At 70.2% G+C, this 22,844-nt stretch carries 21 protein-coding genes and 5 pseudogenes; 15 read left to right on the top strand and 11 right to left on the bottom strand.

Annotated elements, in window-relative coordinates:
- The first annotated feature begins 210 nt into the window (after positions 1-210).
- The gene (locus O1G21_RS39220; RefSeq protein WP_270150599.1) at positions 211-1,710 is read left to right on the top strand and encodes a zinc metalloprotease; all 1,500 of its coding nucleotides are present in this window, start codon (positions 211-213) and stop codon (positions 1,708-1,710) included.
- A gap of 313 nt (positions 1,711-2,023) precedes the next feature.
- On the opposite strand, the gene O1G21_RS39215 is transcribed toward O1G21_RS39220, so the two are convergent.
- The gene (locus O1G21_RS39215) at positions 2,024-2,599 is read right to left on the bottom strand and encodes a TetR/AcrR family transcriptional regulator (RefSeq protein ID WP_270150597.1); all 576 of its coding nucleotides are present in this window, start codon (positions 2,597-2,599) and stop codon (positions 2,024-2,026) included.
- Positions 2,600-2,752: 153 nt separating this feature from the next.
- Between O1G21_RS39215 and O1G21_RS39210 the strand changes: the two genes are divergently transcribed.
- From O1G21_RS39210 to O1G21_RS39195, 4 genes and pseudogenes are all read left to right on the top strand, one after another.
- Positions 2,753-3,598: an SDR family NAD(P)-dependent oxidoreductase gene (locus O1G21_RS39210; RefSeq protein WP_270150595.1), complete on the top strand. Its 846-nt coding sequence runs from the start codon at positions 2,753-2,755 to the stop codon at positions 3,596-3,598.
- A gap of 44 nt (positions 3,599-3,642) precedes the next feature.
- The gene (locus O1G21_RS39205) at positions 3,643-4,557 is read left to right on the top strand and encodes a nuclear transport factor 2 family protein (RefSeq protein ID WP_270150594.1); all 915 of its coding nucleotides are present in this window, start codon (positions 3,643-3,645) and stop codon (positions 4,555-4,557) included.
- A 121-nt stretch (positions 4,558-4,678) separates the two neighbouring features.
- Positions 4,679-5,248: pseudogene (locus O1G21_RS39200) on the top strand (transposase); the annotation flags it as partial.
- 727 nt (positions 5,249-5,975) lie between these two features.
- Entirely contained in the window at positions 5,976-6,857 is an 882-nt protein-coding gene (locus O1G21_RS39195) for a hypothetical protein (RefSeq protein WP_270150591.1), read from the top strand.
- 103 nt (positions 6,858-6,960) lie between these two features.
- Here the strand turns inward: O1G21_RS39195 and O1G21_RS39190 are convergent, their stop codons facing one another.
- On the bottom strand, positions 6,961-7,455 hold the full coding sequence (locus O1G21_RS39190) for a hypothetical protein (RefSeq protein ID WP_270150589.1): 495 nt from the start codon (positions 7,453-7,455) through the stop codon (positions 6,961-6,963).
- A 542-nt stretch (positions 7,456-7,997) separates the two neighbouring features.
- The gene (locus O1G21_RS39185; RefSeq protein WP_270150588.1) at positions 7,998-8,525 is read right to left on the bottom strand and encodes a hypothetical protein; all 528 of its coding nucleotides are present in this window, start codon (positions 8,523-8,525) and stop codon (positions 7,998-8,000) included.
- Positions 8,526-8,784: 259 nt separating this feature from the next.
- Between O1G21_RS39185 and O1G21_RS39180 the strand changes: the two genes are divergently transcribed.
- The 3 genes from O1G21_RS39180 (at position 8,785) to O1G21_RS39170 (ending at position 10,645) form a co-directional block, all read left to right on the top strand.
- Positions 8,785-9,060 carry an HU family DNA-binding protein gene (locus O1G21_RS39180; protein ID WP_270150587.1) on the top strand — a complete coding sequence of 92 codons (276 nt, stop codon included), beginning with the start codon at positions 8,785-8,787 and terminating at the stop codon, positions 9,058-9,060.
- 898 nt (positions 9,061-9,958) lie between these two features.
- A complete protein-coding gene (locus tag O1G21_RS39175; RefSeq protein WP_270150585.1) occupies positions 9,959-10,189 on the top strand; it encodes a hypothetical protein in 231 nt (76 codons plus the stop codon).
- Between the two features lie 42 nt (positions 10,190-10,231).
- Complete coding sequence (locus O1G21_RS39170; protein WP_270150584.1) at positions 10,232-10,645, top strand: nuclear transport factor 2 family protein; 414 nt, start codon at positions 10,232-10,234, stop codon at positions 10,643-10,645.
- 378 nt (positions 10,646-11,023) lie between these two features.
- On the opposite strand, the gene O1G21_RS39165 is transcribed toward O1G21_RS39170, so the two are convergent.
- A complete protein-coding gene (locus tag O1G21_RS39165) occupies positions 11,024-11,494 on the bottom strand; it encodes a hypothetical protein (protein WP_270150582.1) in 471 nt (156 codons plus the stop codon).
- Between the two features lie 16 nt (positions 11,495-11,510).
- Positions 11,511-12,419 carry a hypothetical protein gene (locus O1G21_RS39160; RefSeq protein WP_270150581.1) on the bottom strand — a complete coding sequence of 303 codons (909 nt, stop codon included), beginning with the start codon at positions 12,417-12,419 and terminating at the stop codon, positions 11,511-11,513.
- Between the two features lie 386 nt (positions 12,420-12,805).
- Here O1G21_RS39160 and O1G21_RS39155 point away from each other — a divergent pair.
- A pseudogene (locus O1G21_RS39155) lies at positions 12,806-12,946 on the top strand (transposase); the annotation flags it as partial.
- A gap of 24 nt (positions 12,947-12,970) precedes the next feature.
- On the opposite strand, the gene O1G21_RS39150 reads toward O1G21_RS39155, so the two are convergent.
- A complete protein-coding gene (locus O1G21_RS39150) occupies positions 12,971-14,098 on the bottom strand; it encodes an integrase core domain-containing protein (protein WP_270150579.1) in 1,128 nt (375 codons plus the stop codon).
- Between the two features lie 256 nt (positions 14,099-14,354).
- On the bottom strand, positions 14,355-14,807 hold the full coding sequence (locus O1G21_RS39145) for a hypothetical protein (protein ID WP_270150578.1): 453 nt from the start codon (positions 14,805-14,807) through the stop codon (positions 14,355-14,357).
- A gap of 307 nt (positions 14,808-15,114) precedes the next feature.
- Here O1G21_RS39145 and O1G21_RS42010 point away from each other — a divergent pair.
- The 3 genes and pseudogenes from O1G21_RS42010 to O1G21_RS39135 form a co-directional block, all read left to right on the top strand.
- Positions 15,115-15,354, top strand: a pseudogene (locus tag O1G21_RS42010) (SCO2583/SCO2584 N-terminal domain-containing protein); the annotation flags it as partial.
- 81 nt (positions 15,355-15,435) lie between these two features.
- Complete coding sequence (locus O1G21_RS39140; RefSeq protein ID WP_270150577.1) at positions 15,436-16,290, top strand: hypothetical protein; 855 nt, start codon at positions 15,436-15,438, stop codon at positions 16,288-16,290.
- A gap of 104 nt (positions 16,291-16,394) precedes the next feature.
- Positions 16,395-16,898: pseudogene (locus tag O1G21_RS39135) on the top strand (transposase); the annotation flags it as partial.
- A 325-nt stretch (positions 16,899-17,223) separates the two neighbouring features.
- Here O1G21_RS39135 and O1G21_RS39130 read toward each other — a convergent pair.
- Positions 17,224-17,373, bottom strand: a pseudogene (locus tag O1G21_RS39130) (IS3-like element ISMyma3 family transposase); the annotation flags it as partial.
- Positions 17,374-17,384: 11 nt separating this feature from the next.
- On the bottom strand, positions 17,385-18,401 hold the full coding sequence (locus tag O1G21_RS39125; RefSeq protein WP_270150574.1) for an ArsR/SmtB family transcription factor: 1,017 nt from the start codon (positions 18,399-18,401) through the stop codon (positions 17,385-17,387).
- Between the two features lie 269 nt (positions 18,402-18,670).
- On the opposite strand from O1G21_RS39125, the gene O1G21_RS39120 reads away from it, so the two are divergent.
- Complete coding sequence (locus O1G21_RS39120; RefSeq protein WP_270150572.1) at positions 18,671-19,063, top strand: peptidoglycan-binding domain-containing protein; 393 nt, start codon at positions 18,671-18,673, stop codon at positions 19,061-19,063.
- 422 nt (positions 19,064-19,485) lie between these two features.
- Here the strand turns inward: O1G21_RS39120 and O1G21_RS39115 are convergent, their stop codons facing one another.
- Both O1G21_RS39115 and O1G21_RS39110 read right to left on the bottom strand, forming a co-directional pair.
- The gene (locus O1G21_RS39115; RefSeq protein ID WP_270150570.1) at positions 19,486-19,728 is read right to left on the bottom strand and encodes a hypothetical protein; all 243 of its coding nucleotides are present in this window, start codon (positions 19,726-19,728) and stop codon (positions 19,486-19,488) included.
- Between the two features lie 466 nt (positions 19,729-20,194).
- Positions 20,195-20,524, bottom strand: coding sequence for a helix-turn-helix domain-containing protein (locus tag O1G21_RS39110; protein ID WP_270150568.1), 330 nt, complete (start codon positions 20,522-20,524; stop codon positions 20,195-20,197).
- Positions 20,525-20,755: 231 nt separating this feature from the next.
- Between O1G21_RS39110 and O1G21_RS39105 the strand changes: the two genes are divergently transcribed.
- Positions 20,756-21,043: a hypothetical protein gene (locus O1G21_RS39105; RefSeq protein WP_270150567.1), complete on the top strand. Its 288-nt coding sequence runs from the start codon at positions 20,756-20,758 to the stop codon at positions 21,041-21,043.
- Between the two features lie 555 nt (positions 21,044-21,598).
- A protein-coding gene (locus O1G21_RS39100) for an IS3 family transposase (protein ID WP_270144240.1) occupies positions 21,599-22,812 on the top strand; the annotation gives its coding sequence in 2 pieces (ribosomal slippage) (positions 21,599-21,901 and positions 21,904-22,812; 1,212 coding nt in all).
- Positions 22,813-22,844: the final 32 nt, after the last annotated feature.

Here is a 22,844-nt window from a genome sequence, read left to right as displayed (position 1 = left end):
CGAGGTCAGGTCTCCAACGGCACCTCGGCGTAATCAGCCTCCTGCCCGGCTCCTTCGCCGGCCCGTCTGAAGCAACGCGGCCGGCAGGCTTCACGGTGTCCGGCAGCTGGCCGTTCCCGGCAGTACCGGCCGCTGCAAGGCCGAATCAGCGAGAGCACCGGACAGGTCGTCCGGTGCTCCCGCGCACGGTCTCGGAAGCGAGGGCAGCGTGTGCCGGCCGTCGGGATCGGTGCGGCGAGCGGCTCGTTCGAATCCCACCCGGCGGCCGCCGCCAAGGCGGCGGAAGCGGCCACCGCGAACCCCGGGCAGCTCGGGGACCCGGCCTCGGCCACCAAGGCGGCGGGAGCGGCCACCCGAGGCACGACCGCAGGAAAGCCCGCACACGACGACGGGAACCACGTCCCGCTGACGGCCGTTCCCAAGAGCGATCCGGCCAAGGGACTGGTGTACACCGGGCTGGTCGTCGCGCCGGCCAACGATCCCTGCGCGGGCGAGCTCAAGAGCGCGGACGGCCTGTGCACCCACGGACCCGATGCCGCTCCCGACGGCGTGGACATCCACAAGAGCGTCCCGCCGGTCGTGCCCGCCACCGCGCCGACCCCCGGCCCCACCGGCGGATCGAGCCCGTCGCCCGCAACCACCGATCTGCCGCAGGGCACGGCGGCCTGGGACATCAGGACCCTCCCCGGCACGGGCGGCTCCACACCGAGCCCGTCGAAGACACCCACCGGCACCGAGGTGGTCTGCGACGGCGACGGCACCACCGGCAACCGGGTGCAGGTCCTCTACGTCCACGGCCCGGACCACGACCGGTTCGCCGACTACCGGGACTCGATCAAGCACTGGGCGGCGGACGTGGACGTCATCTACCGCGCGAGCGCCGAACAGACCGGCGGCAACCGGCACGTCCGGTACGTCACCGACTCGAACTGCACGGCCAGTGTGCTCGACGTCGAGGTCTCGGCGGCGGCACTGGGCAACTGGAGCGCGGCCAACGGTGAGGTGGTGGACAAGGGGTTCAACCGCCGCGACCGCAAGTACATGATGTTCACCGACGCCCAGGTGTACTGCGGCCTCGGCAGCTTCGCCAACGACGACCGGGCCGGCCAGGACAACCCGAGCAACTTCGGCCCCTCGTACGCGCGCATCGACTCCGGCTGCTGGGGCGCCCACGCCGCGGCACACGAACTCGGCCACAACCTGGGCGCGGTGAGCAACAGCGCACCGGACTCCAGCGGACGCTCGCACTGCACGGTCAACTGGGACCTGATGTGCTACCCGGACGGTGGCGGCAAGCCGATGACCACGAAATGCTCCGACTTTCTCAACAGGGACCGCCTGGACTGCACCAAGGACGACTACTTCAACACCGACCCCAAGCCGGGCAGCTACCTGGCCTCGCACTGGAACGTGGCGAACAACCAGTTCCTGATCGCGGACGCTCACGCGCTCCCGGAGATTTCGATCCGCCAGCTCACTGCGACCGAAGTCGACTTCGGCTGGGGGAAGGCCGAGGGCGCGAAGGGGTACCGGCTCGTGATCAACGGCCAGGCCGGGGCCCTCATTCCAGCGGGCCCGTACTCGAACTCGACCGTGATGCCGGGCCTTACGCCGAACACCGACTACACGCTCGCCATCGAGGTCGTCGACGCCAACGGGAAGAGCTCCGCCCCGGGCCGGGCGACCAGCTTCCACACGCCTCGCGGCTAGCGGCCGACCCGACCGGACGGACCAGGACTGGTCCGCCCAGCCGGCCTTCCGATCACCCCGTGCCCGCCTGTGGAGTAATCCCACCCCACGGGCGGCACGGCCCATCACCCTCGCCCGTCGCCGACATCGGCGGCGGGCGACGGGCCGTTGCTGCGGCGGCTGCCGTCCGGCCCACCGCCACCGACGGCGAGGACGTCCAGGCTGCGGCGGATGCCGTGGTCGCGCCGCGAGTGAGGCCGGGACTGGCGAACGCCACGCTCCAGCGGCGCCCGGTGCCGGTCCGTCGGGTCCGTGCCGCGCGTGCGGGGGCGGGCTATCGGTCCGTGCCGTGGCGGAGCCCGTCGAGGAGCAGGTCGAGGAGGCGGCCGGCCCGTTCACGCTGGTCGGGAGCGCTGGTGACCAATGCGACGCCGGCGAGGCTGAAGCCGACGTCGAGGGGCTCGACATCCGAGCGCAGGAGACCGGCGTCGGCACCGGCGTGCAGAAGGGTGGCGACCGCGGTGCCGAGCCTGTCGAGCGACTCGGCGAAGGGGTCCGCGCCGGAGGCGACCGCGGCCCGCAGGGCGTCCGCCATGCCGTGCTTGGCGGCCAGGTAATCGATGAACCGGTCCATCCACAGCCGCAGCGCCTCATCCGCCGGGTTGACGGCCAGCAGCTCGGCGGCGCTGTCGCAGACCCGGGCCAGCTCGTTGCGATAGGCCGCCTCGACCAATGCCTCGCGGGTGGGGAAGTGACGGTAGAGCGTGGCCGAGCCGACGCCCGCAGCCTTGGCGATCGCGTCGATCGCAACGTCCGCGCCCTTCTCCGAGAAGGCGCGCACGGCCGCTTCGAGGATCCGCTCCCGGTTGCGGCGGGCATCGGCACGCAACACGCTCGGCTGGGCGGTCAAGGCAGCTCCTTTCGTCAGGTGATCAGTCTACCCAGGGAAACCGGGGAACTCCCCGGTTATTGCCAACCAGGGAGTTCCCCGGTTACCGTGGCAGAGCAAACCGGGGAACTCCCCGGTTGCTGGCTTCGCCCCTGAGCTCCAAGGAAGACCCTCATGACCTCCCCGAAGACGGTTCTGATCACCGGCACGTCCTCCGGTATCGGCCTGGCCGCCGCGATCGGCGCCGCGCGGGCCGGCTGGACGGCCATCGCGACCATGCGCGACACCGGCAAGGCCGACGCGCTCCTCAAGGCCGCCGCCGAGGCGGGTGTGGCCGACCGCGTCCAGGTCAAGCGCCTGGACGTGACCGACCCCGGGAGCATCGCCGCATGCCTGGACGAGGTGATCGCCGAGCACGGCCGCCTCGACGCGCTGGTCAACAACGCCGGCGCCGCCCAGGTCGGCACCATCGAACAGAGCAGCCTCGACGACGTCCGCGCCGCCATGGAGGTCAACTTCTTCGGTGTCGTGGCCGCCACCCGTGCCGCCCTGCCCCACCTGCGCGCCTCCCAGGGCCGGGTGATCACCGTCAGCAGCGTCGGCGGCATCGTCGGCCAGCCCTTCAACGAGGCGTACTGCGCGGCCAAGTTCGCCGTCGAGGGCTTCATGCAGTCTCTCGCTCCCGTCGCCGCCACCCTGGGCGTCGACGTCACCGTGGTCGAACCGGGCGCGGTCGCGAGCGAGTTCGTCGCCAACCTCGGCCTGGACGTCCCCGCCCTGCTGGATGCGGCCGGCCCCTACGCCCCGGCCCTCAAGGCGTACATCGCCCGCACCCGGCAGTCCTTCGGCAACGCCCAGACCCCCACCGAGGCCGCCGCCCCGATCATCGACGCCCTGACCGCCGACCGCCCGCCCTTCCGCGTCCAGACCTCGCAGTGGGCCCGCGACTTCGTCGCCACCACCCTCGCCGACCTCGACGGCTCCGCCGTCCAGACCCTCACCAGCGCCTGGGTCCGCTGAACCACCCCGGAAACCGAACCACCCCCGTAACAGGAACACCGATCATGCCCGAGCCCACCGCCCTCGACACCCTCCGCGCCACCCTCACCGCCGGCTCCTACGAGCACCGCGCCCTCACCGTGGTGCACCGCTGGTACTCGGGCTACGAGACCGCCAACCGCGACCCCGACCACCAGGGCGAAATCGTCACCGAGGACTTCACCCTCCACCGCCCGCCGCAGAGCGGACAGCCCGACGTCCACGGGCGCCAGGCCTACCTGGACTTCTTCGCCGCCATGGACCCGGCCCAGGCCAACGCCCACCACCTGCGCAGCCACGCCATCGAGCACACCGGCCCCGACACCGCCCAGGTCACCGTCACCCACGACTTCGAAACCGCCGGACCGGCGATGAACGGCTCCACCCTGCTGCAATACGACCTCCAGCTGGTCCAGCACCCCGCCGAGCGCCTGCCCCGGATCAGCATCTGCGACCTGCAGGTCCTCGCCCGCCAGGACAAGCCATTCACCGACGCACTCGTCGAGAACCGCGTCCTCGCCTTCGTCCACTACTGGTGCTCCCTCCTGGAGCAGCCCGCGGACAGCGCCGAGGAGCTGCGCGAACTGCTCCACCCCGAGCTGGCCATGACCCTGCCCGACGGCCGGGTCCTGCACACCTTCGACGAGGTAGCCGCCTGGTACGCGCAGGCGGGCGAGCTGGTCGACGTCAGCACCCACCATGTGATCGACCCGGTGATCACCCCCGGCGAGGACGGCGACCACCGCCTCACTGTCGACTTCGCCTGGGAAGGCATCAGCCGCACCGGCCAGCCGATGACCGCCCGCACCCGCCACGACTGGACCCTCACCGACACCGGCGAGCGCTACCTGCGCCTCAAGCGCTTCCACGTCACCGCCCTGGAACCCTTCACCCCGGTCACCGCCGAAGAAGCCCTCGCCCACCACGACGCCGCACGCTGAACCGGCCTGTGGGCCACAGGCGTGAGGCCGCCCCGGCATACGGCACGCGCCGCACCGCCTGGCCGCTGCCGTTGGTCATGGAGGGGTCCGACACGGGGTTCTCACCTGATGTCGCCCGAATGATCGCGTCCTCGGCCCGCACCTGGACCACCCCGCCGTCACCCACCTGCTGGAACAGCACGGCTCCCCTGCCGCCCTGCGCAAAGCCGGCCGACGAAAACTCGTGACCCTCATACGGCCCAAGGCCCCACGCATGGCCGAACGCCTGATCGACGAAATCTTCGACGCGCTCGACGAGCAGACCGTCGTCGTCCCGGGCACCACCACCCTGGACACGGTCGTGCCCTCCCTGGCCCGCTCGCTCGCCGCCGTCCACGAACAACGACGCGCCGTCGAAGCCCAGATCGCCGAACTGCTGGAGGCCTACCCTCTTTCCAAGGTCCTGACCTCGATGCCCGGAGTCGGCGTCAGGACCGCCGCCACCCTCCTGGTCACCATCGGCGACGGCACCACCTTCCCCACAGCAGCCCACCTGGCCTCCTACGCCGGCCTCGCCCCAGCGACCAGATCCTCCGGATCCTCCATCCACGGCGAACACGCCCCCAGGACCGGCAACCGGCTCCTCAAACGAGCCATGTTCCTATCCGCGTTCGCCGCCCTCCACGACCCCGCCTCCGAAGCCGCCGCTGACGGGGACGCCGTGGACGGGGACGCCGCGGACTTCCGGTACGCCAACCTCGCCGTCCGCAGCAAGCTCATCGGCCAGATCCACGACGAACAGCTCCCCGCCGCCGTCTCGATGGGCGCCGAACTCGTCACCCTGGCCGGCGGCCTCAACGACGACGCCGCAGGCGACACCCACCCGCTATTCCCCGAAGGGGCCGCCGGGCCCCTGCCGAAGGCTCGGGCCCGGGTCCTGGCGGAGCACGGGAACTGGATCCTGTTCACACCGGACGCATCGCTCGCCCTGACCGACCTCGGGATCCTTCTGCGTGACCAGCGGGTCGGGGAAGCGCGGCTCACACGACCGCTCTTCGTGAAGGAAGCGTGGCTGGAGTCGGAGTACTACCGGGACCGCCTTCCGCTGGAGGGTGTCACGGCCTGAGCAATCAGCGGCACGGCGCCAACTTGCTTGCCGAACCATCACCAACCGACCGACACCTCGCTGAATCAGCGACAGTTGTCTTGCTGACCCACCCAGAGAACCGCACGTCGAGTAGCGCTGTTAGTGACAAGTAGCGTGCTGAGTCACACCGCTGAACCGCCGGCGCTCACCCGTAGCCGGGCAACCAGCCCACACAGTCGGGGGCGGTGTCCGGGCCCACGGCCGAACTGCGTAAGGTGACGGCCGCCTCAGCCAGAGGTGATCGTCTCGAAGGGGAACAGTGCGGTACCAGCGATCCAGGGCGCGGCAGCGTGTGGCAGACCGTCAGTGGCTCAGGGCGGCCTGGCGGGCGCGGGCCATCCGGGAACGGCGGGAGGCCGCGGCTGCCGCAGTTGCCAGGCCACGGCGGCCTCGCCGGACAGCCGCCGGTCTACTGACCGTCGCCGCGGCGTTCGAGCTGGTGGTCCTGGTCTGGTTCATCGCCCTGCTGCCACCGGCGTTCCACGATGCCGACCGGTACCGGGCCGCCCTGCCGTGCCCGGCCGCCGTGACCCGGGGCGACTGTCTGGCCGTCGGCACCGAGGTGACGCTCGAGGTGCATGCGGAGGTCGGCAAGGACCCGGACGACCGGATCGTGGTCCAGGCGCCCGGCGGGGACGGCCGGGAGAGCATCCGCCTGCACGGCACCGAGCCCGTACTCAGCAGAGTTCACCCCGGCGACCAGGTCGAGGTCGCCCGTTGGAAGGGCGAGCCGGTTTCGGTGGCGCTGTCCGGACGTCGGCAATACGCCGAGAATCTGCCGACCGACGGCCCGTACATGTTCCTGGCCGGGATCACCAGCGTCGGCCTGATACTCGCGGCAACGCTGTCGAAGGCCCGCCGCAGCCGGCGCGGCGCCACCGGCTTCGCATGGGACCGCGGTCCGAGCTGGGCGCTCACGATCCTGGCGGCCGTGGCCCTGATGCTCGGACTGCTGGGTGTCTGGCTGCAGAGCTTCACCGTGCAGTTGCTCCTCGAAGTGCTGGTGGCCGGCCTCGGCGCCGTCAGCCTCCGCCCGCCCCGCCCGGCACCTCCCGAGCCCCTCCTCCTGCCCCGCCCACGCTGCCCTCGTCACCCGGCCGTACGGCTGCGCAGCGTCCCGCCGGGCAGTCTGGTCCGGCGAAAGCCACCACGGCTGGGATGGGGGCGCCGGTAGCTTGTTGTCGCAGGCCCAGGCCGCCTCCCTGACAAGTCGCGGCCAGGGCCTTGCTCTGTTTCGGCCCGGACCGGGGAGAGCGCGAAGCGGCCTGAGCGAGGACCTACAGGCGGCGCGCTGGCAGATCCTCGCGGGCTCGCCAGAAGTCTGCATCGCGAGGGTCGGCCAGCCACCCCGTCATGCGCTCGGCGCATGCTTCGAAGGCATGGGGCAGCGAGATCTCGTCACCGACGGCGAACTTGAGGACGTCGCCATCGTGGGTGCTGTGATCGCTCTCGCACCAGCAGCCCACGTTGACCAAGGCGGTCACCTCGTGCCGGCCTTGGTCCGTCCAGCCCACCTGGAGCTGGAATTCCAGCCAGTCGCCTGGACCCGACGGGCGAATGTCGCACAGGAGCAGGATCACTTGTGTCCGGCACTGAGGGCCTGTGAAGACCGCGTGCTCCGGGAACCAGTCCCATCCCTTGGAGGCGACCTCGGACTGAGCTGCGGCGACACTGTGAGCGGAGCGCTGAAGCGATTCGATGCCGGTGGCGGAAAGTTGGGGGAAAAGCATACTCAGGGGGACGTCGTCGAAGGTGCCTTGGCCTATGTACATGAACTGATCATCCGGTGCCCCCGGAACGAACCTGGTCGGCCTGATAGCGGTAGGACTCGGTGCCGGTCTGAATCAGGGCCCCAACCCTCGCCGCAGCCCCACCAGTTGCTTCCGACCCACGTCGTCGACGGTCTCGACGGCCAGCCCTCCACTACCGGATGGGGCAGACTGCCCGTCAGGCCGCCCACTCGGACACCCGTCTCTGATTCGATGCCCTGATTCGCGGGGACACGCGGCCCGGCTGGGCCCGGGAACGACGGGGGTACGTTCCACGGGCCCAGCCGGGGGGAGGCAAGCAGCGCCGAGCCGCGGCGCGGCTGCTCTGGCCGGCGGCCCGGTGGTGCTGTGGTGGGGCCGCCGTGCCGGGAATGCTAGACCCGCCGACCAGCCGATGGCCAGGGCTTTGGCCTGCGATCTTTCGGCCGCGCGCGATCCACCGCACCGGCCGGCGCAGAAACATGTACAGGCGCGGCGCCCGGTCCGCCGCGTGCGCCGTCCAGGCCCCGGCCCTCGGCGGGCGGGGACACGACGAGCCGTCGGCCTCAGGGCGGCTGGTCCGAAGCCGGGGGGATCCGGCCGACGTCGAGTACCCCGTAGGTCGGTACCCCGGCTTGGTAGATGCGCCCGGCGTCGCGGGCCTGGACGTCCGGATCGAGGACGCCGCGGAACCTCGTCTTGGTGAGGGTACGTTTTTGGAACGCGAGGACGAACGCCGGGGTCATGGGCACGCCGAGGTAGGCCAGGGCGGGGTCCTCGGGTCGAGTGGGGTCGAGCGCGGTGCCGTCCGCGGTCGCGCACCATGCGTGCGCTTGTGCCGTGCCGTCGGCGGTGAGCGCGTATCCCTCGACGTATGCCGCGCCGGGCAGACGAGCGGCGATGCGCAGCGCGTTCGGGTGGCATTGGCCGCAGGAGCCGCGGCGCGGGGCCCCGGAGCGTGGCCATGGTGCGGGGGCGAGCAGGCGGCCTTGGGCGAGCACGATGCGGGCTGCCGGGGAGCCGGGGGTGGTGGCCAGGGCAGTGACGGCGGTGACGAGGGCGTGGTCGTGGGCGGTCAGCAGGTCGGCTGGCATGTGGTCGAGTCTGTGTCCGGCCCGTGAGCGCGGCGAGTTGACGGACGTGCTGCTGATCCGGGTGAGGGATCCGGCGGCACCGGCGCCGGTACGCTCTGGGGCGGCTGACGGGCGGACGGGCTGGACGGGCGGGTTGAGCCCGGTCGGGGCCCTGTCTGCGACATGGGCCGTCGGCGCGCCGTGCCTTTACTCGCGCGGGATGCCCGAGTTGTCTGGCAGCATGCCGTGGACACCGATTCCATGGTCGAAAGTGGGCGTGATGAACCGCACCGAGCTGGTGGAAGCTCTCTCCGTCCGGGCGTCCGTCAACAAGAAGGACGCCGACGCCGTCCTCTCGGCGTTCGCCCAGATCGCCGGGGAGGTCGTCCAGCAAGGCGCCGAGAAACTGATGATCCCCGGCTTCCTGACCCTGGAGCGCACCCACCGCGCCGCCCGTACGGCCCGCAACCCTCAGACCGGGGAACCGATTCAGATCCCGGCCGGCTACAGCATCAAGGCCACCGCCGGCTCCAAGCTCAAGGACGCCGTGAAGTAAGCCCGCCACGGACGTCCGGGACTCGTGGCCCCGAGCGTCAGAGACGGACCAGATCATGCCGAGCTGCTCCAGCATCTCCACCCGGTAGCGCGCCAGGCAGCGGGCGGCGATGTCGCGTACGCGGGATGCCGGGGCCGCGGGTGATCTGGGGCAGCACGCGGGCGCGGTCGGTCGGAAGGTCTACTGCCGCTCAGTCGCGTGCCGTTGTCCATGCCTCCACGATGGGACAGGTGTTTTGAAGCTCCTTGCCGGTCCACGGATCCGGCCCCCGTTGTCGCCGTCGGGCTGGCGACCAGACCGTGCAGCGCGAGATCGCCGAGCGCCTGCCGCACCGCCTTGTTCGAGGTGGCCGCAGGGCACAGCAGGAGTTGGAGCTGGTCGGCGGTGGCGACCTTGAGGACGCCGTGCGCGCCGAGGACGTCGGCACGCAACGCGGTGGTCGAGCCGTTGGGTTGGCGACACCGCGCCGGTACGCGGCCCATCCCGGCCGGGACGGCTGCGGCGGTCCGACGGCGTCGCCCTGGTCATCGTGGTCGCCGGACCGGGCGGGACGCTGAGGGGCGCTCACGGGCGACTCCCGGTGGTCGTGGTCGGCTGCTGCCTCTCCGGGATATCCGGCTCCTCCGACAGCGGCCAAGCCCGTCCCAGGCCCGCGCGCCGCACCCTCTCCAACCATCCCTCTCAGGCCCGCCGCCACCCCCGACCAGCGCGCGGCGGGCGGTGTTTCTCCCTCGGGGGCTTCGGCGTCCTGCCCGTCCAATCGGCGGAGGTGGCGTAGTCCCTGAGCGCATCGCGGGAACGTGACAAGGTCGAAGAAGGGCACCTGTGGCGCTGACCTCTGCAGTCGGGCCACGACCCGGACTCGCTCCTGCATACTCCCGAAACCGGGTTGAAGCTGATGCGCTGGCGCCTTCGTCGGCTGAAGGACGAGGGTCTGGTCGAGTCCGTCGTCCTCCCACAGGCCGCGCGGCAGCGGGCCTGGTTCCTGACCGAGCGGGGCGTGCGGATCGTCGCCCGCTTCCCGGAGCTGCGGCACGTGGCCTCCCCGCCGCTGGCCGAGGACGAGACCGACGATTTGGCTGTTGAGGTGTTGTGCCGGTTGATGGGCGGAGTGCAAGTGGTGGGGTGAGAGCATGGGCTGTCGATTTGGCCTGACCCCGAGTGAGTGATCATGACTGCAGCTGAGCTTGTGTCGGCTTATCTGTCGGCACTGGAGCGGGCGGATGCCGAGGCGGTCCTGGAGTTGTTCGCGCCTGGCGCGATGGTGCACTCTCCGCTGTACGGCCCCCGACCGGCCACGGAGTTCTATCCCGAACTCTTCGCCGATACCAGCCGGGCGAGCCTGACTCTGCTGGGGGTGGCGGAGGGTCAGACGCAGCAGGGGGCCGCGCTGATCTCGTTCTGGTTCCACTTTGACTGGCGCCTGCCGTCCGGAGCTGCCGCGCCGTTTGACGTGGTGGACCTGGCTGAGCTCGCCGAGGACGGCCGTATTGCCACGTTGCGCATCGTGTACGACACCGTTGACGTCCGTCCGGCGTTCGAACGCGAGACGGGCAGTTCGTGGCGGGCCACCACAGATAGTTGAGGTACCGGAAATCCCGGTGAGAATGATCACAGTCCGGTCGGCACGAGCGCGCTGACGGCCGGGGGGACCAGTGGAACAGCCACACCGCGTCCTGGCGCGCCTTGCGCCGCCCACCCGACAGCAGGAACTCGCCCTCGGTCGCCCAGTCGGTCACGGCGCCCGCCCCGCCCGGCGCCTCCGGCGCGGTGCCGCCGAGGACGAGGGCCAGCACGGTCTCGTTGACGGCCATCGCGCGCTGGGCACCGGAGCGCCCCGGTGCCCCGAGCGGTGCCGCCCATGTCGGAGCGGGGCGGGCCGAGGACGTGCCCAGCCGCCTCCAGCCCGGCCGTGCCCTCCAGCCAGCCACGTCTTGTGCCGCGCTTTGGTGTTGCTGTCTGCTCAGACCGGATCGGTGGGCAGGACGCAGTAGGGGTGGACCGCGATGCGCATGGGCGGTTCGGCGAGCAGGCCGGTGATCTCGTCGCGCAGTTCGTCGGCCAGGGGGCTGTTCTCGTAGGCGTCCTTTGCCTCGTGGCTGCGGAATACCAGCCCCTTCACCTCCCGGTCGGCCGCGCGCTGCGGGCACTCCAACCGGTCCGGACCGGCGTTCTCGGTCAGCTCCAGCTCCAGCTCCAGCTCCGAGCCCGCCTTCCCGCCGATCGAGCCCCGGCACGTCCAGCACGGACGCAGCGCGGCGCTCGCCTCCCGGGCGGCTTCCAACTGTTCTTCGGCCTCCCGTTCCAGGTGCTCGGTGTGTGCCTGATGGCAGGGCCAGCAGCGGCCGCCGGGGCGGCGGGTCCACTGCTCGTTGCCGTCCGGGCCGTACTCCGCGGACGGTGAACCCCTGGAGCTTGCGCCCCAGGGGTTCACCGTCCGCGCTGGTGGCTCAGCGCTGCTGGGCGGCCTTCACCTGGTCGAGCTGCTTCTTCACCAGAGCCTGGTCCGGCTGCGGCACGGAATCCTTCGCCATGTCGCCGATGCCGATCACGACGTCTCCACTCCGGACGAAGGCATAGGAGAACTCGGCCGACGTCTCGCCGGCCTCGGCCACCTTGAAGGTCAGGGTCGCGTCGCCGAGCGTCGGGTAGCTCAGCTTCGACACGGACATCGTGATCTTCTCGTTGCCGTTCCCGGGGACGGAGCCGGGGATGCTGGAGCACGACCCGAGCGCGGCCGCGGCGGACGAGAAGGCCTTGTCACCCTGGCCGGCACCGAACTGGTCGAGGTGGATCATGACCCCGGTGCCCGAACCGGTCTTGTAGACGCCCTCCACGCCCGCGGTCGGCTTCGTCGCGGCGTTCATCTCGTCCATCAGGTCGAGCACGGGCTGACAGGCGGCGTTGTCCGCGACCATCTTGCTGTCACCGCCGGCCGGGCCGGTTTTCGCGTCGGTGGCGCCCGGCACGTCGGCCTTGGTCAGCAGGGCCTTGGTGAGCTCATCGGTCGACAGGCTCTTCGCCGGACCCGGCTTGCCCGTCGGTGCGGCCGTGCCAGTCGGAGCCGGCTTGCCCGTCGGAGCGGCCGTGGCGGTCGGTGCGGCCGTGGCGGTCGGTGCGGCCGTGGCGGTCCCGGTGTCGCTCGGCTCGGGGTTGTTGGGGCCGCACTGGGCGGCCATGGACCCGAGGAGAGCGATCGGCAGAACAGCCGTCACGAGGAAGCGCTTGTGCGAAGCACGCATGGAGAAGTGTCCCCCTTGAGTTGGATCATGGTACAACTGCCGTGCCGGAGCCCGGTCATGATGCTCGCCGAGACCCCCGCCGCAGTGATCAGCAGCGATCCCTGCATGGGCCTGCAAGCCTGCATGAGGGATTCGGGCCGTTCCACGGGGGCGGATGCCGCCCGCGTGGTTGGGCCACCGCGCTGAGGCGCCACAAACTACCGCAAATCTTCGGCTGATGAGTACAGATGATCATCCGACAGCTGGAAGTCATCTCATGTGGAGAGTCTGTGGACTCAAGGCGGACTCACAGCGGACTCACCTGAGGGTTGCGGCGATGCTCGCGAAGGCTCGGCGCAGCCGCGCCCCACGCGGTCGGCGCGGGGCGCGGCTGGTGCGATGCGGTCAGTAACGCCACCAGACCTTCTCGTTGCTGGCCGAGGCGCAGGGGTAGGGGCTGGGCTTTGCCCGTGACGTGGACACCCTGACACTTGGATCTTGACGATCCAGGAAGGGAAGTCCGGGTGGGACGTCCGTCGAAGTACTCGGACGAGTTCCGTCGTGATGCCGTCGCGCTGTACCGGGTCTCGGAGGGCTGGCGCACGTTCGCGGCCGTCGCGAAGGAGATCGGGGTCAACCACGAGACCCTGCGGAACTGGGGACGGGCCTGAAGGGTGTCAAAACTCCGATCAGGCCGCTGAACTGGGGGTTTCCCTCGGGCTGCGAGGCGACTGGATCGGGGCGCCGTGGTACTCGTTGAGGAGTCCGCCGAGTACTCGACGGCACCGGATTGCCGCAGCGGGCAGCCGGATGACGTTGGGTTCGTCGTCCGGGGCCCGCAGCTCCAGGCTGCGGTGGGCGCGGCCGGTGTTGTAGTGCTCGGTGTACTCGGCGAGAACGGCGCGTAGGTGCCGTTCGCCGATGATGAGCAGTCGGTCGGTGCATTCGGCGCGCACGGTGCGTATCCACCGCTCCGCGAAGGCGTTCGAGCGCGGGCTCTGCGGCGGAGTCGGGATGACGGTCGTGCCGTTGCCGGCGAAGACGGCATCGAAGGCAGCCGTGAACTTGGAATCGCGGTCCCGGATGAGGAACCGGAAGCCCCCGGCTCCGTCTCCCAGGTCCACCAACAGGTTCCGGGCGAGCTGCGCCACCCACTCCCCCGTAGGGTGCGCTGTGACACCGAGGACATGGACACGCCGGGTCGTGATCTCCATGACGAAGAAGACATAGAGGCGCTTGATGAAAACGGTGTCGACGTGCAGGAAATCGCAGGCCAGAAGCGTGCGAGCCTGGGCATGCAGGAAGGTCCGCCAGCTCTGCCGGGAGGCGCGCCGAAGTGCGGGCGGCAGTCCGAAACGGCGAAGGACTCGGCGGATGGTAGCAGCGGCAACCCGATGACCGAGCCGTCGAAGCTCGCCCTGGACCCTGGCGTAGCCCCAGGTCGGATTGTCCGTGGCCAGGCGCTGCATGAGTGCGGCGAGTTCGTCGGGAAGCGGTGGCCGACTGGGCCCGGCCGGTGGCTGTCGCCACTTCCAGCGGACCAAGCGCCGATGCCAGGCCGGCAGCGTGCCCGGGGTGACGAGCCGGTGGCGGCGCAGCGTGGTCGGTAGCTTTCGGGCCAGTGCGGAGAGTACCGCGCGGTCGGCCCATGACATCCGTGGCCGCTCGATCTGGCGGCGGAGCAGGGCGACCTCGTGACGCAGGACGAGGATCTCGGCGTTTCTCGCAGCTGACGAGAGCGCCCCAGTAGTGTCAGCCAGTCCAACACCCGGCAGAAGATCAAGTACAGCAGTCGCAGACCCACGAACCGCGATCATGCCCAAGAGGCGACCGCTGGCAAAGCCGCTGCTCAGCCACCGTACGGCAGTAAAGACACCCTTCAGGGGACGAGCAGGCCCTGGCCGTTCAGGTGGCGCTGGCGGGTGAGCCAGGAGATCAGCTGGCTTGACGGGGCGAAAGCGGCACCTTGACGGGGCGAAACTCACCAGCGGCCCGGCCGTGGGCAACACCGACCAGCTCCAGTCGAGCCAGCTACGGCCGGAGTGGCGTCTGATTACTGGCGGATGGTGCCGCTCACCACGGGTTCAGGCCGTAGCGGCCGCACGCCCCGAAGAGGTACAGCTCAAGTTGCTGGCCGACGATGCCCTCCTTCTTAGCGGTGTACTCGGTAAGCAGCCGCATCTGGTAGATCAGGCCATCGGGCATCTCCACGCGGGGCTGTCCGGAGGGCAACGCGCCTGGGCCGATCTCTAGGAGTACGAACATTGCCATGGGCCCCGGCTGAAGAACGGCCAGCTCTGCCGGGTAGGTCCGTTTGAGATCCTCTAGGTAGGCCTGAACCTGCTCGACGCTCTCATGACCGCTGAACGCGAACTCCATGACATTGCAGAAGAACGCGCAAGCCACGCCAAGAAAGGCGTTCCCGGCGACAGCGATGTCGGCCTCGCACTCCCCGGCCCGCTTTCCATGTAGGAGCATGTCCTGCAGCGCTCGGTGTGCTGCGTCGACCTGCTGTCGGAGCGTCATCGTGGCCCCCTTGATGAGTGTCAGTCAGCCCATCTGCCGTCCCATCATCGCGGCTTCTGAAGCCGAGGGACAGGGGTCGGGGGCGCTACGGCCGTGACGGTGTCCCAAGGCCACCAACTGGCCGCGAACTGCCTGCGCGCCATCCTGCTGAGCCGCATGGATGGGCCTTGGCCTTGGCGTGGAGCACCCGCGCCTCCCACCACGGATCGTCCGGAGCCGGGCCAGGCCGTTGTCACGGCCTAACGCGGAATGCGGTGTTGCGGCCGGTGCCGGTGACGCGGGGCACCCGAGGGCTGAGTGAGCGTCGGTGTCCAAGCCACAAGGCGTTCCGGGCCACTTCGCCGGTCGGTGTGTCCGAACGGGCGGGCATACTGGCGCCGTGCCAACCCCCGGGGAACCCCACCAACCCCCTTCCCGTGAGCCGGAGCCGATAGCGCCGGGCCGGGCGACACCCGACCCGTTCGAGGGGCGCGTCATGGATGAGCGGTTCATCAAGGACGCCGCCGTCAAGGAGCCTGCCGCCCGGACCCGGGTGCTCGCCGCGCGGTGGCGGCAGGAGCCGCCGGTGGACCCGGGTGGCCGCCGCTGGGCGCCGGGGGCGGCCTCCGGCGCGGCCCGCTCGCGGTGGATGCGGCCCGGACACCGGCGCACCGCGCTGATCGCGGCCGGCGCTTTCGCGGCGCTGCTGGCCGTCGCGGTGGGGATGGACCCGGCCGGTCTGCTGAACGGCAGCGGTCGGTCGGCGCGCGACCCGTGGGCCGTGCCCGTATCTCCCGAGCCGGCCGCGGACGTCGCGCTGCCCGGCGGCGGGGTCTCCGACGGCACCAGGTGCGGTACCAAGGGCTTCCACCACTTCAAGCCAGCGCCCGCGTCCTTCACCTTCGCCGCCGGACCGCAGTCGGACGCCCCGCCGCCGGGACCGCAACTCGTCCTCAGCTCCTACGGGTTCTCACGGACCTCGCAGAAGGACCCCGGGCACTTCACCATCGGTCTGGGGCTCGGCCCGGGCCCCGGCGCCGGCGACCGTGCGCTGGACCTGTCCGCACCGCTCGGCCCGCAGGGCGTGGCGGTGGAGATCGAGGGCTCGGACGGCCTGGTCGCCGGGGCCCACGGGCTCCCGCTCATTTCCTCTTCACACTCCCGTTCCACCCACGGATGTTCATGTACCTCTGGACAATCCCATAGCTTGCCGTTTAACCTCTCGGCCGCCGGAAACCGAACGCTGTCGGCCAACCGGGTGTGGGACGATCCCGGCATGCTGCTGATTGCTGACGGAGTCACTCCGGTCCCGCGGATGATGCTGGTTGACGATCTTGAGACCGATAGCGGCGGCTTCTGTGAGCTGGACAGCCCGCTCTTCCTGGCGATCGGCGACCGGATCAGCTTCGATGGCCGAAGCCTGTCCGTGACACGAGCAAACGGCGAGACCTTCTCGCCCAGCGGCGAGTGGGGAATCCGCTGCCGCCGAGGTCCCCGAATCTGAGTGTTCGACCCTGTCACCCACACGGGCATTCCCAAGACGGTGGTTAGGCCTTCACGTGATCCTGAACTCGGCTAAAAGATCGAGGACTTCACGCGAAGGCCGTGGTGACGAGTGTGGTGGAACAGGCAAGCCAGCGCGATCCGTTCGCGGAACTGTCACGCTTCCGGGCGGACTTCTACGACTGCCTGCGCGGTCGAGGGGACGCGCTGTTCGAGCTGGCCGACGCGCTGCTGTGCACTGAGGGCCCGGTGAAGACTCTGGTGGACCTGGCGCTCGCGCCCGAGCACCGGCGTGGGCACGGCGCCCTGTACGGCGCGTTGAACAAGGGCCGCCTGGACATCGACCGGCTGCGGACCGAGCTGGCCAGCCTGTCGCTGCCGCGGGCCGCCGACGGCCGCCTGGTGCTGGCGGTGGACGTCTCGCCGTGGCTGCGGCCGGACGCCGGGACCTGCCCGGACCGGTCGTTCTGCCACACCTATGGCCGCGGCGACGCCAAGCACCAGATGATCCCCGGCTGGCCGTACTCATTCGTCGTCGCGCTGGAGGCCGGGCGCACGTCGTGGACGGCCGGTCGGTGCCGGCCACGGCCTTCGCCCAGATCCGCTCCGGCCGGTCCGCGTCCTTCAGCAGCGCGGCCGCCGCGGGCAGGTCGGCGGCGAACTCCCGCGCCCCGGACACCCGCGAGTGGAACGTGATCCGCCTGCCGATAGTCATCGAGGGCGATCAGTGCCTCGTCGGGCGCAGGGCACCCGGCGAGAGAAGCCTCGACGACACTTTCCGCCGCAGCCTTGATCGGAGAATCCAGTACATCGAGCAGCGGCAGGATGCGGATCAGGCAGAATACTCCACCTTGCATGGTCATTCCTTGTGCGCGGACTCCTCCGTGGTCGTCCCCGGACGCTGCCCGGAGTCGACCTGGTCGCGTCGCACTCAGTTGCGCAGGGTCTCGGCCGAGCCGATGCCCAGCTTCTCCGCGACGGCCCGCAGCGCGGCCGACTCGTTCGGGTAGTCACCGAGGACCTCGGCGACCATGCGCACTGCACGACGACGCAGCTCAGGCGGGTAGGAAGAGGGACGGGCCATGACTCGAATCCTTACACGAAATTGAGTCCCCACCGAACCCGGGGCGGTTCATCCACTCCGCCTCGCAGGAGGACTTCGCCCAGCAGTGTGATGTGGTGCAGCACTGTGCCGCCTTGTCGCTGTTTGGTGGTGAGGCCGGCGTCGGCCAGGATGCTGGCGTGCTGGCTGGCAGTGGCCGGGGCGATGCCGAGCGCGGCGGCCAGGTCGCTGGTGCTGAGCGGGCCGCCCGTGGCCAGGGTGTCGAGCGCGACGGCCCGGGTCCGGCCCAGCAATGCGGTCAGCGCCGGTGGCGGGCCGACCCGGTCATCCGTGAGCAGGAGCCGGTCGGCCGGCAGGGGGTAGATGAGCACGGGCGGGTCTTCCGGACGCTCGAAGCCGGCGATCACCAGGCGGCCGGACGCGAAGACGGCCGGCTGAAGCACCAGGCCGCGACCCGTCAGGGGAAGCTCGGTCACGCAGGGCGAGGACATCGGCAGGCTCAGGACAGGTGGCTTCCACCGGGCGGCCGGGTGCAGTGTGGCCAGTACCGCGTTCAGGCCTCCGGTGGCCAGCTGCCTCGTCCGGTACTGGTGCTCCGCGGCCACCACAGCGTCGATCCGCTCCCAGTACGGTGTGATGGCCGCCGACTGGTACTCCGCCGTGAGGTCGCCGAGCAGCACACGCGACCTGTGGTCACCGTTCGCCAGGTCCCTGGCGAACGGTGTCAGCCGGCGGAGGCGGCCCAGCCCTCGCAGATAGCCGCGACCGTCCCGGTCCATCCCGTCCGCCGTGGCCTCGGCCGTGTCCCGGCCCCCCTCTGGACGCGCGATCAGGAATTCCGGAAGGTCGGTCGCCGCAAACAGGTCGAACAGCATGGCCGAACGCGGTTTCCAGCGCCGCCCGAGTTGCTCGTGCCACTTCCCGAGCCTGCTCTCCGGCCGGCGGGTCGCCAGCAGGTGGAGACTCAAAGACAGTTCCGCGGACATGTCGGCGGCTGGCGCGACCCGGGTGAGCGCCAGATCCCGGTCGGTGAAATGGATCCTCAGCACCTGCTGATCCTGGACCCCGCCGGACAGCCGCGCCAAGGGATTCGTCGAGAGACGAATCCCTTGGCCCAGGAAGCGAGGTGACGCATCGTCGTCGGCAGCAGAAGACCCCAACGGCTCTGCAACGGCTCCGGGAGACCCGCTGCAGAGCCGGGAACTGACAACACCTGTGGCCTCGCCCCGCTCCTGATGGAGGGCCACACGAATACGACGGGAGCGACCCGACAACGCTCCCGTGACCACAGTGACATGAGCGATTGAGGAGATTCGACATGCAGAAGAAGTGGGCCCTTCGTGCGGCTACCCTCACCATCGGCGCCACCGCAGCCCTCGGCCTCGCCGTCGGCACGGCCAGCGCTGCCTCCACGATCCAGTGGGGCTCCACCGGTCAGCCGGTGAGGTGCGTCCAGCATGCCATGAACTACCTCGACAGCGCCGGCCTCTCGGTCGACGGCCAGTTCGGCCAGAACACCTACAACGCGGTGGTCGCCTACCAGGGCTCGAAGGGCATCCAGCAGGACGGCCAGGTCGGCCCGCAGACCGGTGGCGACATCAAGGCCGACATCTACAACGTCTACCTGGCCGCCCACCACTCCGGCGACTACTCCACGCAGAGCACCATGAGCGCCTGGATGAGCAACTGCAACAGCCAGCTCCCCGGCTGATCACCACTCCCCGACAGCGAGTAGCCGGTCGAGGGTGGTATCGCGTCGTGCGCACAACCCGATACCACCCTCGCAGTGCATCGGGGCACACCGCCGTTGCCGACCGACAACCCGCTCTCCGCCAGGCAGATCGCCGATAGGCTGCTGAGATGATCATGTCCCCGGCCATTGAGCAGGCCGTCCGCGACGCGGAACAGCAACTCACGGACGGGACCTGCAACCTCGCCGTCAATGACTCAGCCCTGGCCCTGAGCTTCCCCCGGCGTGTGGGAGGTGTTGATCAGCTGGTCAGAGCGGGTGTGGATGGTTCGACGGCCTCTGGTTCGGCCGTCGCCTGGTCGGCGTAGTGCTTCGCCTCGAACTCGTCCGGGCTGAGCCAGCCGAGACGCTTCTGGATGCGACGGGTGTTGTACCACCCGTCGTCACGGGAGGATCGTAACCGCCGGGAAGGCCGGGGACGGCCCGTCGAGCAGGTGCCCCTGACGGTGGCGCAGGTGCTCATCAAAGAACGCGAGCGGGTACGCCTGCTGGATCTTCACCCCCTGGTCAGGGTCGAGGGTGCCGATCGAGTCCTGGAGCTGCTGCCCGCTCCACCCGAGCAGCCCCGCGATCTGCGGGAACAGCGCCTCGTTGTCGCCGTACGACACTGGATGTTCAGCCGCCACCCGCGCAGGTGCGACCAGAACGCGGCGGCCGCGGGATCCGTGGCCCGGGTGAACGCGGCGGACATCATCATGAACGGCCGGTCCAGATCGCCGGCCAGCGGCGGGTTCGGAACACGACGCCGGGCCCTACCGCTAGGCCGGTCCTTCGCACATGACGAGTTCGGATGAACTGGTGATGCGACCGGTACCCCGGTGGGGTACACCAGGCGCAGCGACCGCTGTCGGGACGCAGCCACCGAACGGCGTGGCAGTGGGGACAGCGGCTCTGTAGCCCGCCGGGAACGGGGGCGGGCACGGATGCAGCTCCTGATGCGGTGCTGTCAGGGAGCTCTGCGTGGCTTCGGACGGTCGGTATCAGGCTGACAGGTGCCCTGGGGCCGGGCGGGCTACGGCTGACGAGCCCGCGAGAGGGCGAGCCGATGGCCGGGGCGGTGAAAGGCGGTCGGTCGTGCGCACGCGAGGCGGTTCACAGGGGCGGGAGGGAACGGCGCGCCGTGCCTGCCTGCCGCTCCCGCGCCGGGTGGCGCGGCTCGGGCGGCAGGACGGACTCAACCGGTGACCGCTTTGGGGGAGGCGGAAGCGGGACGGGCGGCTCGGCGGCTGGGAGGGCGAGGAGGTCGCCGGGTGTGCAGTCGAGGGCGGTACACAGCGCGGTCAGGGTGGACAGCTTCACCTGCGCCGCCTGCTTGGTGAACAGCACCGACACCGACGCCGCGGACATCTCGACCCGGGCGCGTTCGGCGAGCAGGCGGCGCAGCTGGGTGGCGGTCCACACACCGCGCTCAGCGGCCGCCATCCGCAGCCTCCACCGGACGCCGGGCGGTGGAGGCTGCGGGGGTGTCCGCGGGGCGCGGAGAGCTGGCGAGGGCGCGTAAAAAGGTGCGGCGGATGTGCCGGCGGCTGGAGGCGCCGGGCGGGCGCCGGGAGAGAGCTATAAGCGCCCTGTTACGAAAAGTGTTTGGCTGGATACAGTGAGTGCTGACCGGGTTGACTACCACTGCAACCCCGATGGGCAGGAGGATTGTCGATGCGACGCATCGCAGCCACTCTCGCAGTACTGGCCACCGCAGCCGCGATGACACTCAACTTCACCAGCCCCGCCTCCGCGGCTACGGGGACCCTCTACATCAACGGCGTCGGGCACTACAATCCAAGCGGGTGTTTCCCGACAGGGGGCATCAGCGCGATCATCGCCAACGAAACCGGCAGCAACGTCTTCGTCTACTCGGATGCCGGCTGCCAGGGCGATGTGAACGACGTCGTGCAGCCCGGGGAGACGACCGTGGCCTTTGGCGCGAGCCTGAAGGTCGATTGAGCCGGGGCCGTATGGGCGTTGTCGCCCCAAGCCGGCGACAACAGGCGCCGAAGCGGGCACAGACCACTTACGAGGCGGGGCCGGCCCGGCCGACGGCCGAGGCCAATCGACCCCATGCCGCAACGGCTGACCCGTAGTCCGTTCGGGCGCTGCCCGGGCCAGCAAGGTGCTGCCGGGGGAGGCCGACAGGGCCGCTCGCGGCGCGGGGCCGACCGGGCGGGCACGGTGGATCATGAACACTCCCGCCGAGACTGACGATGCGTTCGGTCAGCACGCGACAGCACGGCTCATCCCGCTCACGAGCCAGCGCGGGCACCCCCAGGACGGGAAGACCCTGCGCAGGAACATCCGGGGCGGGGATGGAGACGGTTGGCCGGCTGTCGGCCTGGCCGGTGCGGGCGGCGCAGGGACCGCGCGCGCGTCCGGGACAGCCAGCGGCACGCCAAGGGCGCTGGCGCGTGACAACCGCCGGCTGCGGCGGCGACGGGCCTTCCTCCCGAAGTGTGGACACCCCGGACACTGGATCGCGGAGATCCAGAGGAAGAGGAGTCCCCCGTGGTGATGAAGGTGTACTCGCCGGAGTTCAAGGCGGACGCCGTGGCGCTGTACCTGTCGGAACCAGGACGCACGATCCGCTCGGTGGCCGATGATCTCGGGGTCAACCACGAGACCCTACGGAACTGGATCAGCGCCCACCGGGCCCGGCAGCGGGAGGGCGCCGAGAGCGTTCCGGCTGCCGGTTCGGGCGCCCCGATAGGCTCCGGCACCGTGTTGGAGCAAGAGAACAAGCAGCTCAGAGCCCGGATACGGGAGCTTGAGCTGGAGCGGGACATCCTGCGCCGGGCGGCGAAGTATTTCGCCGGAGAGACGAACTGGTGATGAGCCGCTTCCAGTTCGTTGAGGACCATCGAGACGCCTTCGGGGTGAAGCGGCTGTGTCGGGTGCTGGAGGTCTCGCGGTCCGGGTTCTACCGGTGGCTGGCCGCCGCGCCGGCCCGTGAGGCCCGCAGGCAGGCCGATGACGAGCTCGCCGATCGGATCCGCGCGATCCACGCCGAAACGGACGGCACCTATGGCAGCCCGCGGGTGACCGCCGAGCTGCGGCATGCCGGGCGCCGGGTCAACCGCAAGCGCGTCGAGCGGGTGATGCGCGAGCGGGGCATTGTCGGCGTGCACCTGCGCAGGAAGGTCCGCACCACTGTCCCCGAGCCCTCGGCGGTGCCGGTTCCGGACCTGCTGGGACGCGACTTCACCGCCGCTCGGCCGAACACCCGCTACGTCGGGGACATCACCTACCTCCCGATCGGCGACGGTCAATTCCTCTACCTGGCAACGGTGTTGGACCTGTGTTCCAAGCGCCTGGTGGGCTGGTCGATCGCCGATCACATGCGGACCGAGCTGGTCACCGACGCGCTCAAGGCGGCGGCCGCCGCCCGGGACGGAAGCCTGGACGGCGCGGTCTTCCACAGCGACAACGGGTCCCAGTACGTGTCCAAGGAATTCGCCGACATCTGCCGGGAGTTGGGCGTCACCAGGAGTCGCGGCGCGGTCGGTACGAGCGCGGACAACGCCGCCGCCGAGGCGTTCAACGCCACGCTGAAACGGGAGACCCTCCAAGGCGCGAAGCGTTGGCCTGGAGCCCGCGCCGCCCGCCTGGCGGTCTTCCGCTGGATCACCCGCTACAACACCCGCAGGAGGCACTCCGCGCTGAACTACCTCAGCCCGATCGAGTTCGAACAACGATCAGTTACGCTGGCACTCGCCGCATAGCACTGGTGTCCACACCTCGGGGGGAGCCCCCG

It is taken from the genome of Kitasatospora cathayae, assembly GCF_027627435.1.
Lineage (GTDB): Bacteria > Actinomycetota > Actinomycetes > Streptomycetales > Streptomycetaceae > Kitasatospora > Kitasatospora cathayae.
This window is presented reverse-complemented; position numbering and strand designations above follow the sequence as displayed.